General features: G+C 47.7%; 13 protein-coding genes. 9 read left to right on the top strand and 4 right to left on the bottom strand.

The features are described 5' to 3' along the window. The first annotated feature begins 37 nt into the window (after positions 1 to 37). The 5 genes from FHS16_RS09900 to cysI all read left to right on the top strand — a co-directional run bounded on the left by FHS16_RS09900 (position 38) and on the right by cysI (position 6,614). Positions 38 to 397, top strand: coding sequence for a Lin0512 family protein (locus tag FHS16_RS09900; protein ID WP_183561512.1), 360 nt, complete (start codon positions 38 to 40; stop codon positions 395 to 397). A 33-nt stretch (positions 398 to 430) separates the two neighbouring features. Further along, positions 431 to 1,744 carry a hemolysin family protein gene (locus FHS16_RS09895; RefSeq protein ID WP_183561510.1) on the top strand — a complete coding sequence of 438 codons (1,314 nt, stop codon included), beginning with the start codon at positions 431 to 433 and terminating at the stop codon, positions 1,742 to 1,744. Between the two features lie 50 nt (positions 1,745 to 1,794). Continuing rightward, positions 1,795 to 2,583, top strand: coding sequence for an undecaprenyl-diphosphate phosphatase (locus FHS16_RS09890; RefSeq protein ID WP_183561508.1), 789 nt, complete (start codon positions 1,795 to 1,797; stop codon positions 2,581 to 2,583). A 389-nt stretch (positions 2,584 to 2,972) separates the two neighbouring features. Then, positions 2,973 to 4,835, top strand: a complete 1,863-nt coding sequence (locus FHS16_RS09885) for an assimilatory sulfite reductase (NADPH) flavoprotein subunit (protein WP_183562102.1) — start codon at positions 2,973 to 2,975, stop codon at positions 4,833 to 4,835. A gap of 54 nt (positions 4,836 to 4,889) precedes the next feature. Further along, entirely contained in the window at positions 4,890 to 6,614 is a 1,725-nt protein-coding gene (gene cysI, locus FHS16_RS09880) for an assimilatory sulfite reductase (NADPH) hemoprotein subunit (RefSeq protein WP_183561506.1), read from the top strand. Between the two features lie 109 nt (positions 6,615 to 6,723). On the opposite strand, the gene FHS16_RS09875 is transcribed toward cysI, so the two are convergent. Next, positions 6,724 to 7,011 (bottom strand): DUF3817 domain-containing protein, encoded by a 288-nt coding sequence (locus FHS16_RS09875; protein WP_138751472.1) that lies wholly within the window; start codon positions 7,009 to 7,011, stop codon positions 6,724 to 6,726. Between the two features lie 17 nt (positions 7,012 to 7,028). Next, positions 7,029 to 7,652 carry a TetR/AcrR family transcriptional regulator gene (locus tag FHS16_RS09870; RefSeq protein WP_183561504.1) on the bottom strand — a complete coding sequence of 208 codons (624 nt, stop codon included), beginning with the start codon at positions 7,650 to 7,652 and terminating at the stop codon, positions 7,029 to 7,031. A 133-nt stretch (positions 7,653 to 7,785) separates the two neighbouring features. On the opposite strand from FHS16_RS09870, the gene FHS16_RS09865 reads away from it, so the two are divergent. Next, positions 7,786 to 10,011, top strand: a complete 2,226-nt coding sequence (locus FHS16_RS09865; protein WP_183561502.1) for an MMPL family transporter — start codon at positions 7,786 to 7,788, stop codon at positions 10,009 to 10,011. A gap of 143 nt (positions 10,012 to 10,154) precedes the next feature. After that, positions 10,155 to 10,742 carry a hypothetical protein gene (locus FHS16_RS09860; protein WP_183561500.1) on the top strand — a complete coding sequence of 196 codons (588 nt, stop codon included), beginning with the start codon at positions 10,155 to 10,157 and terminating at the stop codon, positions 10,740 to 10,742. Here the strand turns inward: FHS16_RS09860 and FHS16_RS09855 are convergent. Next, positions 10,726 to 12,138, bottom strand: coding sequence for a hypothetical protein (locus tag FHS16_RS09855; protein ID WP_183561497.1), 1,413 nt, complete (start codon positions 12,136 to 12,138; stop codon positions 10,726 to 10,728). The genes FHS16_RS09860 and FHS16_RS09855 overlap by 17 nt on opposite strands. 122 nt (positions 12,139 to 12,260) lie before the next feature. Between FHS16_RS09855 and FHS16_RS09850 the strand changes: the two genes are divergently transcribed. After that, positions 12,261 to 12,701 carry a DUF6376 family protein gene (locus tag FHS16_RS09850; protein ID WP_183561495.1) on the top strand — a complete coding sequence of 147 codons (441 nt, stop codon included), beginning with the start codon at positions 12,261 to 12,263 and terminating at the stop codon, positions 12,699 to 12,701. Positions 12,702 to 12,717: 16 nt separating this feature from the next. Next, positions 12,718 to 12,999, top strand: coding sequence for a hypothetical protein (locus FHS16_RS09845; protein ID WP_183561493.1), 282 nt, complete (start codon positions 12,718 to 12,720; stop codon positions 12,997 to 12,999). 158 nt (positions 13,000 to 13,157) lie between these two features. On the opposite strand, the gene FHS16_RS09840 is transcribed toward FHS16_RS09845, so the two are convergent. Next, on the bottom strand, positions 13,158 to 14,609 hold the full coding sequence (locus FHS16_RS09840) for a SulP family inorganic anion transporter (RefSeq protein ID WP_183561491.1): 1,452 nt from the start codon (positions 14,607 to 14,609) through the stop codon (positions 13,158 to 13,160). Positions 14,610 to 14,626 lie beyond the last annotated feature (17 nt).

The raw sequence follows: 14,626 nt of genomic DNA, 5'->3' as shown, positions 1-14,626 counted from the left end.
AGGTATGAATGAAAGGCGAAAAGGAGAGGATAGTTAAGTGGACAACTTATTTTTTATAGAAATAGGCATGGGATGCGACCTGCATGGTCAGAACATTACGAAGGCATCGGTGCGTGCGGTACAGAACGCTATTCACCACAATTCTATGCCTGGTCTTCGGTCCGTGCTGCCGGGAGGGTCTCTTGATAACATGAAGGTGCGCGTCAGGCTCGCGCTTCCATGCGATCATGAGCTGCTTGATTTGGAGCAGGTTAAGGCTGTATTGCCCTACGGCCAAGTCACGATCGAAGTGATGGATGGCGGGATGCTCACGACCAGCGGAATTGTTCTGCCTGATAAAGATGACAAAAACGATTTGATCTATATCGTGAATGCATCGGTAGAGGTAGGCTACTAATCGCATCTCCAGTTGCCCAAAAGGGAGAACAGTATGGTTTTAAAGCTAGGACTATTCGCGCTGCTGCTCGTATTTACCGCTTTCTTCGTCGCGACTGAATTCGCAATTATCCGAATGCGCTCAAGCCGCGTCAACCAAATGGTTACAGAAGGGATCAAAAATGCAAAAGCCGTAGAGCAGGTCACGAACAAGCTGGACGGTTATTTATCCGCTTGCCAGCTTGGCATTACGATTACGGCTCTCGGCTTAGGCTGGCTTGGAGAGCCGACGATTGAGCTTGTGCTGCATCCCATCTTCGATCGTTTACATATTGAGGGCGATATCAGCAATGTGCTCTCGTTTATCGTCTCGTTTATTCTAGTGACTTACCTGCATGTGGTGCTGGGCGAGCTTGCGCCTAAGACGCTGGCCATCATTAAGCCAGAGGAAGTAAGCCAATGGGCAGCGCCGATCATTATCGTGTTCTACAAGGTGATGTTCCCGTTTATTTGGCTCCTTAACGGATCTGCCAATTCCTTGGTCAGACTGCTCGGTTTGAAGCCGGCAAGCGAGCATGAGGCGCATTCCGAGGAAGAGATCCGGATTATTTTGTCCGAGAGCTATGAAAGCGGGAAAATCAACAAAAGCGAATACGGCTATGTGAACCGCATCTTCGCTTTCGACGAACGGCTCGCTCGTGAAATTATGGTCCCAAGAACCGATATGGTGTGCTTGTATGCAAACCATACGCGCGAAGAAAACCTGGCAACGATTAAGAGAGAGCAGTATACGCGCTTTCCGGTCGCAAAGGGCAGCAAGGACAACATTATCGGCGTCTTGAATACGAAGCAGTTTTTCCTTCGGTATGAGGAAGACCGCCATGTAGAGGTCTCCTCACTGCTGCAAACGGTCATGTCAGTGCCTGAGGTGATGCCCATCAACAAGCTTCTTCGCAAAATGCAGCTGGAGCGGGTTCACATCGCTGTCCTGCTTGATGAGTACGGCGGAACGGCGGGCTTAATTACGATCGAAGATATCATCGAGGAGATTGTTGGGGAAATCCGCGATGAATTCGACGAGGATGAGGTAAAGGAAATCGAGCTTTTGGAGCAGCAGCGTTATATGGTCAACGGAAAAGCGCTAATTACCGAGGTGAACGAAGCCGTAGGCACGGAGCTTGCATGCGAAGAAGTAGATTCTATCGGCGGCTGGCTATTTAACTTGAAGCCGGAACTTCCCGTCGGTGAGCCTTGGGTATTCGACAACATCACGTTCACCATTCGTGAGCGTGATGATAACCGTATTCGCAGAATCGAAATTCAAACCGATTTTCATGAAAATGAAATGGGCACCTATGGACATGCATAAGCTATAACAATGGAACAGAATAAGAGGATTACCGAGGGGGAGATCGGGCGTTGGGCGATTTAATTACTGCGATTATTATGGGTATTGTTGAGGGATTGACGGAGTTTTTACCTGTATCGTCAACGGGTCACTTAATTCTGACGGCGGAGCTGCTGAATTTCAAAGGCGACCGGGCCAAAACGTTCGAGGTCGTCATTCAATTCGGTGCCGTGCTCGCGGTACTGGTGCTTTACCGAAAGCGGTTCGCAAGCCTGCTTAATTTCAAAATAGGCAAAGGCTCGGGGCTGAATGCCTTGCATATTATTGTGGCGATGGCGCCTGCTGGCGCCTGTGCCGTACTGCTGCATGCCTTCATCAAAGGCGAGCTGTTCGCGGCCGAAAAAGTATTAATCGGCTTAGTCGCAGGAGGCATACTGATGATCATTGCCGATCGGGTCCGGAAGAAGCCTACGGCGGAAGAGCTTGATGATATTACATACAAGCAAGCATTCGCGGTAGGCTGCTTCCAGATTTTGGCCCTGTGGCCGGGCTTTTCGCGATCAGGTTCCACCATTTCGGGAGGCATGCTGTTCGGTGTAAGCCAGAAAGCGGCAGCGGAATTTACTTTCCTGGTATCTGTTCCAATTATGGCTGGCGCAAGCGGCATTGATCTTCTCAAGAGCCGGGAGTTTCTCACGACAGCTGATTTGCCATTGTTTCTGATTGGTTTAATCGCAGCTTTTATCGTAGGCATGATCGCAGTCGTAACGTTCATTAATATGATGAAAAAAATCAAGCTATCCTGGTTTGCCTATTATCGATTTGCATTAGCCGCACTCTTTTACTTTATTCTTTTTTAAACGCTGAACGATTCAAGATCCAGCTGAAAATCAAGCGTAATTGATAGCCATTATCATTGGTTTCCTCAAAGCGTCGAGAACCGTTTTCAATTAGGCGGAATGGCGAAAAAAACATGAAAAAACATCTATCATTAATTTATATCTAAGCTATTAATTTTTCTGATAAACCAAAAGAAATCAGGGCGAAATGCCCTGATTTTTTTATTTTATGAGTCAATAACGGATAATTGTATAAAAATAGGTGATTTCTCGCGGACGCGGGTCGTTGAAGGTTTTGTCTGATTATGTTAGGTTAAGTAATATTGAACTACAGAAAAAGTGCCATGTGCACACCGTGAATTGATAATGATTGAAAATGATGATTTTATGTTTATGAGAGGTGGATATTGTTGCAACTTCAGGTAACGAACAGTCCGTTTAACCAGGAGCAAGTCGAGCTATTGAATCGCCTGCTTCCGACACTAACCGAGTCTCAGCAAGTATGGCTGACAGGGTATATGTTTGCCCGTCAAGCAGTTGCTGGCACGCCATCAGCAGAGGCCGTTGTTCAGGCCATTTCAGAAACGCCTAATTTAGAAGAAATGGTTTCCGTTAGCCATGTACCAGCTGCATCACGCGAGGTAACCATCCTATTCGGCTCGCAAACAGGCAATTGCCAAAGACTCGCAACAGGGATGGCGCGCAAGCTAGAAGAGCAGGGCATGCATGTTACGCTTGCTGCCATGAACAAATACAAAACGAACGGCTTGAAAAAAGTCGAGAACTTATTGCTCGTCGTCAGCACTCATGGCGAAGGCGAACCGCCGGATAATGCACGCGCTTTACACGAGTTCTTATATAGCAAGCGTGCTCCCCAATTCGACAATTTATTTTTCTCTGTTCTAGCATTAGGCGACACGTCCTACGAGTTTTTCTGCCAGACGGGCAAGGATTTCGATCAGCGTCTCGAGGAGCTTGGCGGCAAACGCTTAAGCCCGCGTGTCGATTGTGATCTAGATTATGACGAGCCAGTTGCACAATGGTCCGCTCGGGTCATTAGCGCTTTGAACGAGCGTCTTAACGGCGGCTCGACTGCAGCAGCAGCTGTTCAGGCGCCAGCTCCTGAATCGTCTGCCGTACAATCCGCATATTCACGTACGAATCCTTTTAAGGCAGAGGTGCTTGAGAACCTCAACTTGAATGGCCGCGGATCTGATCGGGAAACACGTCATTTGGAACTGTCGCTTGAAGGATCCGATCTGCAGTATGAGCCAGGAGACAGTCTAGGGATTTATCCGGAGAACCATCCTGAATTAGTAGACGCCATTATACATGAATTGAATTTCAACCCTGAAGAAATCGTTCCAGTGAATAAGAACAATGAGCAAGGCTCATTACGCGATGCTCTTCTTAAGCATTATGAGATTACTGCTTTGACTAAACCGCTCCTTACGCAAGCAGCAGAGCTCACGGCTAACCCTGCACTCCACGAGCTTCTTGCGCCAGGCAACGAACAAGCGCTCAAAGAATATGCAAGCGGACGTGATCTGCTTGATCTTGTACAGGACTTTGGACCATGGCAAGCAGACGCAAGCCGTTTCGTAACGATACTTCGCAAGCTTCCGGCTCGCTTGTATTCCATTGCAAGCAGCTTCAAAGCGAACGAAGATGAAGTTCATTTAACGATCCGAGCAGTCCGCTACGAGGCGCATGGCCGCGATCGCTACGGGGTATGCTCGATTCATTGCGCAGACCGAATCCAACCGGGTGACAGTCTTCCGATCTATATTCAACAAAACCCGAACTTCAAGCTGCCGTCTAACTCCGATGCGCCGATCATCATGATTGGGCCAGGAACCGGCGTTGCTCCGTTCCGTTCATTCCTTGAGGAACGCGAAGAGCTGGGCGCAGAGGGGAAATCGTGGTTGTTCTACGGCGATCGCCATTTCGTTACCGATTTCTTGTACCAAACCGATTGGCAGCGGATGCTTAAAGACGGTGTCCTGACGAAGCTGGATGTTGCTTTCTCGCGTGATACGCAAGAGAAGGTTTATGTGCAGCAGCGGGTACTTGAGAACAGCAAAGAGCTGTATGCGTGGCTGCAAGAAGGCGCCCATGTTTATATTTGCGGCGATGAGAAGCATATGGCACATGATGTGCATTCCGCATTGTTGACGGTTATCCAGCAGGAGGGCTCGCTAAGCGCAGAGGAAGCAGCCGCTTATCTGAATGATATGCAGGAGCAGCAGCGCTATCAGCGCGACGTATATTAATAAATAACGAAAACAACGAGAGTTCGCGAATGATTGCGAGAGGAGACAGCAACAATGGCAAAGGAACAAATGGTTAAGCCAATCGGCGGGCCACCAAGTGAAGTAGAGCATATTAAGATCGAAAGCAATTACCTGCGCGGAGCATTGGTAGAAACGCTGAAAAATCCAATTACAGGCGGCTTGCCCGAGGATGACAATAGGCTGTTGAAGTTTCACGGGAGCTATATGCAGGATGACAGGGATTTGCGCAATGAGCGTGAACGCCAGAAGCTTGAGCCCGCCTATCAATTCATGTTGCGGGTTGTATTGCCGAGCGGTGTAGCCACTTCCCAGCAATGGCTGGCTATGGACGGTCTGGCACATAAATACGGCAATGGCACGCTTCGTCTTACAACACGGCAAACGTTTCAAATGCACGGAATATTGAAATGGAACCTGAAGCCAACCTTGAAAAAAATCAATGCCGAGCTGATGACGACGCTTGCTGCTTGCGGCGACGTAAACCGTAATGTAATGTGCAGCCCGAATCCGTTTCAATCCGATCTTCATGGAGAGGTAAGCCACTGGGCGCGCCAGGTTAACGACCATTTGGCACCGCGTACCCGCGCTTATCATGAGATTTGGCTTGACGGCGAGAAGGTTGTTGACGGCCAGCAAGACGGCGCTGAGGTTGAACCGATCTACGGACCGGTATATTTGCCTCGTAAATTCAAAATCGGCTTTGCCATTCCGCCTTATAACGACGTGGACGTGTTCTCACAAGATATCGGATATATCGCCGTTATTGAAGATGGGAAGCTAAAAGGCTTTAATATCTCGGTTGGCGGCGGCATGGGCATGTCGCATGGCGACACGGCTACTTATCCGCAGCTCGGCAAGGTCATCGGTTTTTGTCCGCCGGAGCGCATTGTAGCGCTTGCCGAAAAAACCGTAATGATTCAGCGTGACTACGGCAACCGTTCCGTTCGGAAAAACGCCAGATTCAAATATACAATTGACCGCCACGGCATTGAATGGTTCAAGTCGGAGCTGCAAAACCGTTTGGGTTGGCAGCTTGAGGATGTACGTCCTTACCAATTCGTAAATAACGGCGATCGCTATGGTTGGTTGAAGGGAAGCAACGGCAAATGGAATTTGACGGTGTACATCCAAAGCGGACGGATTGACGATCAGGAAGGTTATCCGTTAATGACAGGACTTCGAGAAATTGCAAAAGTTCATACCGGCGATTTCCGTATTACACCGAACCAAAACTTAATTATCGGCAATGTAACGAGTCAGAAAAAACGTAAAATTACAGAATTGGTCGAGCAGTATGGCCTAACGGACGGCGCACACCATTCTGCGCTGCGTAGAAGCTCCCTGTCCTGCGTATCTCTGCCAACCTGCGGCCTTGCTATGGCTGAAGCGGAGCGGTATTTGCCCACGCTTATCGACAAGCTAGAGCCAATCATAAATGAAGCGGGACTTCGCGACCAAGAAATCAACATTCGGATGACCGGCTGCCCGAACGGGTGCGCAAGACCGGCGCTCGGCGAAATTTCTTTTATCGGCAAAGCATTGGGCAAATACAATATGTATATGGGTGCTGGCCATGCCGGCGACCGGCTCAATAAGCTATATCGTGAAAATATTGATGAAACCGAGATTTTGGACACGCTTCGCCCGATCATAAACCAGTACGCCAAAGAACGTGATTCCGGCGAGCATTTTGGAGATTTCGTTATTCGTGCGGGTTATGTGAAAGCTGTCCATGATGGTCAGGAATTCCATAACTAAAAAATAGCTTTCAATAAAGCAGCAAAAAGACCAAGGCGCTGGCCTTGGTCTTTTTGCTGCTTTATTCGTTATCGTATGCGATGAGAACGATGATTGTTTTGCCCGCATGTTATTCGCGAAGCAGTTTTTTGTCGAGCACGAAAGTGCCGAAGGGCAGGAAAGCGGCAATGAATGCTGCAGCGGCTTTGAAGATCGACCAACGATGCACGATCCAAACATGTAGAACCGCTAACATATAAAGAACAAATAAAAGCCCATGCAGACCGCCAACAACAGTAACAGCTTGGGGAATATCCGCCCAATATTTAAGGGGCATAGCGATTAGCAGCAATACCAGAAAAGAAATTCCTTCGTAAAATCCAACGACGCGCAGTCGGCCCATGGCCGTTTTGAACATGTGATTACCTCCGATTATTATTGAGTCTTTCGCGGTTCTAAACCAGCCCACAGTAGTTCTACGATTTCGGACGCGGCTTGTTCCACTGTTTTTTCGCTATTGATAATTTCTTTGCGATTTTTTACAGTCAGCATCGCGGTAAACAAATGGGCCAGGAGCATCGGATCGTTAGAGGCGATCTCACCTTCATCGATAGCTTTTTTGAATTCAGAGCCGATCAGGACATGAAGCGCTTGCTCGCTTGCTCGAATGCTTGCAATCTGCTCAGCGGACAAGCCAGAGGACGCTTCGCGCATCATCGTCTCGAATTCGACATGTGCGTTTTTCATATGGCGAACGGCGACGCTAAGCAACCTTTCTTTTAGAGTGCTATCTACTAGGAGAAAGGCAGCGGTATTATCGTAAGCCATTTTCAACACAAACTGTAGGCATTCTGTGAACAGAATACTTTTGTTGTTGAAATAATAATATACGCTTGCTTTCGTTATCCCGCAAGACTGTGCAACGCCTTCCAAGGACACTTTCTCAAATCCCTGGTCCATAAAAAGAAAAGCAGCCGTGCGCAAAATCTGCTGCATGGTCTGAATTGAACCTGTGCCTTTTGGCCGGCCTGGCTTGCGTTTTATTTGCTCTTCGCTCATGGCCATGACCTCCATTCATCAAATTGTAATAATTTTAGATTGATTAATTAACCTTCGGGTATATATAATTAAATCATTGCTTGTTTTCATTTTAAACGATAACAGGGAAAATGTGAAATGGAGGATATGTCAAATGATCGAAAAATTAGCAGGGTTAATTGCTGGACCTCGTACGCGATGGGTTACACTAATCGCATGGATCATACTTGCTGCAGTTTTGAGTGTGTTTCTTCCGGCCGTTGGAGAGAAGGAATCAAGCAATGCGCCAAATTTGGAAGCAGACAGCCCTTCAGTGCTTGCAGACAAGCTTATAAAAGAGAAGTTTCCAAGCTCATCCGGCATCCCGGCGTTAATCGTCTGGCATCGCGAAGATGGGTTATCGGATGAAGATTATAACCTTATACAAAAAACGACTCAGCATATCATGGAGAACCCTTTGAAAGAACAGGGCGAGGTTGTGCCTCTTCATGAATTGCCTTTGCCTGCTTTGAAGGGTTTTGCTTCAGAAGATGGAACAACGCTGGTTCAGCCTATTTCCTTTGGAGCGAATGCAGAGACTGAGGTTCTCAAAGAAAACATTGAGGAAATCAAAGTCATCATCGGTGATGCTTCTGGCAAGAAACCGTTTGAGGTTGCTGTAGATGATGCATCTGAGTTAAGCGTCAGAGTCAGCGGTCCGGCGGGCATCTCGGTTGATGCGACCGATTTGTTCAAAGGTGCAGATGTATCGCTTCTTATCGCAACCGTGCTCATCGTACTTGTTCTTCTGCTGTTCATTTACCGCTCGCCAATTCTTGCTATTATTCCCTTGGTCGGCGTTGGCTTTGCATATGCCGTGACGAGCCCGCTGCTCGGCTGGATGGCAGGCGAGGGCTGGATTACGGTCGATGCACAGGCGATATCCATTATGACCGTGTTATTGTTCGGAGCAGGTACCGATTATTGTCTGTTCTTCATCTCACATTTCCGTCAGGAATTAACGCGTGAGAATGACAAAATGAAAGCTCTTAAACGTTCTTTCAAGGACGCATCCGGCGCTATTGCGATGAGCGGCTTTACAGTGGTCCTTTCTTTGCTGGCTCTGCTTGCGGCGAAGTACGGAGCATATGACCGTTTTGCGGTTCCGTTCAGCTTATCCATACTTATCATGGGCATTGCAAGTCTAACGCTAGTCCCAGCATTGCTTGCGATTATCGGAAGAGCCTCTTTCTTTCCATTTATACCGCGTACGGAATTTATGGAGCAGGTGCGCGCAGGCAAAAAAGGCAAGCCTTATCGCAAACCTAATCCAGAGAAAAAACTGGGTTCCAAAATCGGTAACCTGGTCATTGCGAAGCCATGGACGGTTGTTATTTCTTCCGTCGCCATTCTAGCTATTCTGGCTATCTTTTCCATTCAAATTAAATTCACCTATGATCTGCTTTCCTCGTTCCCTGAGGATATGCCTTCAAGAGAAGGATTCGAGGTTATTTCCAAAACCTTCACGCCAGGCGAACTCGCGCCTATCACGGTTGTGGTTCAAACGAATGGGGCGGCAGATGCTGATTTGGCTGGCAAGCTGGGCAGCGTACCGCTTGTCGATCACGTGCAGGAACCGAAGCAAAGCATAGATGATCCTAACCTGATATCGTATTCCGTTATTCTGAATACGAATCCCTATTCACAGGAAGCGATGGATACGATACCTCTTCTAAGGGAAGCGGCACAAGCTGAGCTTTCGCAGGCTCAGGTTGCCGATGCCGATGAAAAGGTGTGGATTGGCGGACAGTCAGCAACACAGTATGATTCCAAGGAGCTGACTGACCGCGATAATCTTGTCATTATTCCGTTAGTTATCGGACTCATTATGATACTGCTGCTGGCATACCTGAGATCCGTGACAGCTACCCTTTACTTAATTGGTACGGTGTTGCTCTCTTATGCCGCAGCTCTCGGTCTAGGTTGGATCATTCTTCATTACTTTATGGGCGTTGACGCCATTCAAGGAGCAATTCCGTTATACTCATTCGTATTCCTTATTGCACTCGGCGAGGACTATAACATATTTATGATCTCGAGCATTTGGAATAAACGGAAGACGATGCCGCTGAAACAGGCCATTAAAGAAGGTGTAAGCGAGACTGGCGGTGTCATTACGTCGGCAGGGTTAATTCTTGCTGCTACCTTTGCGGTGCTTGCCTCATTGCCGATTCAGGTGCTTGTCCAATTCGGAATTATTACTGCAATAGGCGTATTAATGGACACATTTATCGTACGTCCATTCCTTGTTCCGGCGATTACGACTTTGCTTGGCAAAAAAGCATTCTGGCCAGCGAAGGCAGAGCTAGTTGAAGAAAATACGCAAACGTTGAAGGGCTGATCTGCAAGGAAAGCTGCTATCATTGCAAAAGCAATGACAGCAGCTTTTTTTGATCCCAACAATGCAACATTTTCCCAAATATTAGCGTATAAGCTATAAGGCTGTTAACCATGCCTAATACGTAGAATCAGTCGGGGGACATCATGATTATTAAAAAGAGAAGCATCATTGTCGGAATTGCCGCAATCATTATTGCTGTTAGCGTCTTTACTGCACCGCGCTCAGCTTTAGCATGCTCATGCGTTGAACCTGGATCGGTACAGGAAACGATGAAGAGGAGCGATACCGTCTTTGAAGGGACGGCGATATCGGTCAAATCGATAACATCGGATATATTTCGTTCCTCAGGGTCCCGTATAAAAGCAAGCTTCCAGGTTAATGAAGTTTGGAAGGGCCATGTCGCTCCGCATATTGAAGTGCTTACCGCTGGATCAGAGGAAAGCTGCGGATACTCCTTCAAGGAAGGTGAACGTTATCTCGTATACGCCAGAGCTACAGGCTCATCTCTAGAGGCCAGTCTCTGCAGCGGAACCTTGCTGCATCACGAGGCTGAAGAGCATATCGCGCTGCTTGGCAGCGGATCTCTCCCGCCACATCCGAGCAGCGAGGCTCAGCAGCAGAATGATACATCTCCGCGCAGCATAGTGATTGCGAGTATTGCAGCTGTACTGGCTGCCGCAATTGTATTTGCGCTGGCAAGGTCAAGGAAACGGCTTAAATCAAAAACATAGCGACGATTGTTGTAACGCAGAGACCAATTAGTACGGGCTTCAAGTTGCGGCGAGCAAGCTCAAAGGGATCAACGCCGCAAATGGCCGCTGCAGGAATAAGCGCCCAAGGGATGATTGTTCCGCCGCCTACCCAAATGGCTGCAACTTGGCCAAGCGCCGTTAAAGTAGCTATGCCTGAACCAATCGCATGACCGAAGAGCTGGGCAACGGAGCCTGCCAATGAAATGCCGGAAAAGCCCGAACCGTCAAGGCCGGTTACAGCTCCTACGACCGTGAGCGTAATGGATCCGACAACTCCATTAACGGGTACGATATGCGCGAGTGCTATCCCTAAATCGTTGACGATTCCAAGTGAGCCCTCAGGCAGCTTTTCACCAAACATCGACAGAAAACCGGAGTCTCCCAAGTAGAAAAACGCAGCGATCGGAATGACGGGGCCGAACACCTTGAATCCGAATACAAAGCCATCGATTAAATAACTTGTCGTCTTCTCCAATCCTTTTCCTCGATGTGTCAGCATAGTAATAAACAGCATGATGAGGATGGCCGTTCCGCCAATGAGAGCAGTGGCATCTCCTCCTTGCAAATCCAGCATGAACATGGCAATGACATCGATTGCGAATAAAACGGGAATCGCAATCGCAAGCGTTTTTTTCGTGCGAAGCGACAGTGCGTTGCGGTCTGCTGTATCGTTCAGGTTCGAGTTAGCCGAAGTCGTTGAAGCAGATGCGATAAGCCCGTCTCGCCATTTGCCTGATTTCTGATCCCTTTTCATCATCCAATAAGCTGCGACCGTAGTTACGGCACCCATGACGATGACAAGCGGAATACTTGCTTGCATGACGGCGCTTACGGGAATGCCGGCCGCGCCAGCAGTGAGCTCGGGAGCTCCTTGGATGATATAGTCCCCTGAAAGCGCAATGCCGTGACCGAATAAGTTCATGGCAACGGCTGCGCCGAGTGCAGGAAGGCCGACACGAATGGCTACAGGCAGCAGCACTGCGCCGATGAGCGCAACTGCAGGAGAAGGCCAGAAAAACCAAGATGTCACCATCATTATAATGCCAATTCCCCAGAAGGCTAGGGCAGGGGTTCTAAGAAACCGGGTAAATGGCGATATCATGATCTCATTAATACCCGTTCGGATGAGAATTCGGCTCATGGCAACGATTATGGATATAATGAGAATGGTCCCGATCAACTCTTTTATGGCATAAATAAAGCTGTTGAAGATTCCGCTTACGGACCCGCTTGCCGAGGTCGTCGCAAGTATGCCGATACCCAATATACCTGCAATGCAGATTAGCGTGGTATCCCGCCTCATGAGCATAAATCCAATAATGGCAAGCACGAATCCCAAATATAACCAATGAAGTGCCGTTAATTGAATGTCCATCCTGATCATCTCCTTGTGACATACACGAAACCAGCCTTTGCTGAGCTCGTATAGTACTGTATGCAAGATCAAAGATAGGCGTTCGTCTCGGAACCGGGACGTTTATAACAAGGAGGAGTTCGATGATAAAGCGAAGCGTATCGATGCTGATGATCGCGGTAATGCTAATGACCGCTGGCTGTGGTATTATTAACGATGTGAGTCAAACGGTAAATTTTGCAACGGAAACGACGGATTACTTACAATCGCTAACGGACTTTGGTCAAAATATGAATACCCTTGCAGAGCAGGCGATGACAGATCTGGACGCTAGAACGAATCTGAAAGAGCAGCTTGTCGCATTGAAGGATCAAGTAGTTCAATACGGAAGCCTGCAAGTACCGGATTATGCCAAGGATATCCACCAATCGATTGCGGATTATAACGCGACGCTGCAGAATGGAATCGATCAAGCTCTCACTAATATCGAGCAAGGTAGAGCGGTTTTCGATTCAACGGGCATCCCGGATACGATTAACAAAATCAATGAGCTGCTGAATCAGATTAACCAGCTCGCACTGTAACGAATAGGAAGGAAGAATGAAAGTGATTAACGTTAATGTGTTAGAAGCAACGATGACGTATTCGAAGGAAGACGGATATGTAGGCAAAGTTCATTTTGGAGTGGAAGGCCATAAGAACGAATATGAGATCGCCCTTCATAGCAAAAGAGGGAAAGAATGGGGTTATGGCTTGTTCTTCCTGCACGAATCAGGCAAAGAAGAAGAGCTGCTCGCCTTGGAGGATTTGCTCGAAGAGGATGATGAGCTGTTTGATTTCTTAATCGAGACGGCTAAAGAGAAATTAGAGAAACAAGAATAGCAGCAAGTAAAAAGAAACGTCTGATGGCGTCCTTTCAATAGACGCCATCGTTTCGGCGAAACGTATAGAGAAAATATGAGCTATCTCATATACTTTCCTATACGTCTAAAAAGCTCATGCGGACACATTTGACAATGTGCTTGCATGAGCTTTTTGCATTAATGGCCGCTCGAAGAGGTCAGTCCGAGCTTGCGGATAATGAGCTTGCTCTCCTCATTGAGACCGACGAATGCAACCTGTTTGTTTAAAAGTTCATATTTGTTTTTCACTTTGACGATTGCGGTGACGGCAGATTGGTCCCACACATGTGATTGGCTGAAATCCAATGTAATGTGCGCAGGATCATTCTGATAATCGAAGAGGGAAACGAAACGGCTCGTCGTACCGAAAAACAGCTGGCCAGAGATGTTGTACGTTCGTCTTCCGGATGAATCAGATAATTTCGAAATCCGTATTTTAGCCATTTTCCCAACGAACACGAACGCGCTTAGCACGACTCCTGCAAATACACCTTTGGAGAGGTCATGGGTAATTAATACAATGATGACCGTCACGATCATGATGACTGCATCTGCCCTAGGCACCTTATGGATTTGGATGACCGATTTCCAATCAAAGGTGCTGATTGAAACCATAATCATGACGCCTACCAGCGCAGCCATCGGGATTTTGTTCACCATATCGCTAAGCACCATGATGAGGAAAAATAAAAACGCGCCAGCAACGAAAGTGGATAATCTTGTTCTCCCGCCTGATTTGGTATTAATGACAGATTGTCCGATTAAAGCGCAGCCCGCCATGCCTCCGAAGAAGCCCGTTGCCATATTTGCTATTCCTTGCCCGCGAACCTCTTTGTTTTTATTGCTGCTTGTATCTGTCATTTCATCGAGTACGGATGCAGTGAGCAGCGATTCCAACAGACCAACGATTGCTAAGGAGAAGGAATAGGGCAATATGATCCAAAGCGTATCCAGCGAAAACAAAACATCGGGTATATGGAACATAGGCAGTGTGCTTTCAACTAAGCCGCGATCACCTACGGTTTTGAGATCGGCTCCAATCGCTACGGCAATTAATGAGACGATGATGATCGCTGCTAATGGCGAAGGAATGACCTTGGTGAATTTGGGCAGGACATAGATGATAACAAGCGTTAAGGCGACTAGAGCATACATGATCCAGCTTGCACCGACAAAATGGACCAGCTGCGTGGTAAATATGAGTATGCCGAGCGCATTAACAAAGCCGAGCATAACGGAATGCGGCACGAATTGGATGAGCTGTCCTAGCTTGAGCACACCCATGAGGTATTGCAATATACCCGCCAAAATCGTCGCAGCAAATAAATATTCAATGCCATGCTCCTTTACGAGTGAAACCATGAGAAGTGCCATGGCACCCGTTGCTGCCGAGATCATGCCCGGCCTGCCGCCAACGATAGAGATGATAACGGCGATACAGAATGAAGCATACAGTCCTACCATCGGGCCCACACCGACCATTAACGAAAAAGATATAGATTCAGGGATAAGGGCTAAGGCAACAGTAATTCCTGCGAGAACGTCACCGCGGACATTCGAAAACCATGAGTTTTTCAGTCGAGTAAGCAAAGCAAATAAACCTCCTG

Origin of the sequence: Paenibacillus endophyticus (assembly GCF_014192395.1) — a bacterium.
In the GTDB taxonomy this organism is placed as follows: Bacteria; Bacillota; Bacilli; order Paenibacillales; family Paenibacillaceae; genus Pristimantibacillus; species Pristimantibacillus endophyticus.
This window is presented reverse-complemented; position numbering and strand designations above follow the sequence as displayed.

What these genes read in the sequence shown, in the direction of transcription:
- FHS16_RS09865 (WP_183561502.1), top strand. Translation starts at nt 7,786, where the DNA reads ATGATCGAAAAATTAGCAGGGTTAATTGCTGGACCTCGTACGCGATGG.
- FHS16_RS09845 (WP_183561493.1), top strand. Translation starts at nt 12,718, where the DNA reads ATGAAAGTGATTAACGTTAATGTGTTAGAAGCAACGATGACGTATTCG.
- FHS16_RS09850 (WP_183561495.1), top strand. Translation starts at nt 12,261, where the DNA reads ATGATAAAGCGAAGCGTATCGATGCTGATGATCGCGGTAATGCTAATG.
- FHS16_RS09875 (WP_138751472.1), bottom strand. Translation starts at nt 7,011, where the DNA reads ATGTTCAAAACGGCCATGGGCCGACTGCGCGTCGTTGGATTTTACGAA.
- FHS16_RS09855 (WP_183561497.1), bottom strand. Translation starts at nt 12,138, where the DNA reads ATGGACATTCAATTAACGGCACTTCATTGGTTATATTTGGGATTCGTG.
- FHS16_RS09895 (WP_183561510.1), top strand. Translation starts at nt 431, where the DNA reads ATGGTTTTAAAGCTAGGACTATTCGCGCTGCTGCTCGTATTTACCGCT.
- cysI (WP_183561506.1), top strand. Translation starts at nt 4,890, where the DNA reads ATGGCAAAGGAACAAATGGTTAAGCCAATCGGCGGGCCACCAAGTGAA.
- FHS16_RS09860 (WP_183561500.1), top strand. Translation starts at nt 10,155, where the DNA reads ATGATTATTAAAAAGAGAAGCATCATTGTCGGAATTGCCGCAATCATT.
- FHS16_RS09870 (WP_183561504.1), bottom strand. Translation starts at nt 7,652, where the DNA reads ATGAGCGAAGAGCAAATAAAACGCAAGCCAGGCCGGCCAAAAGGCACA.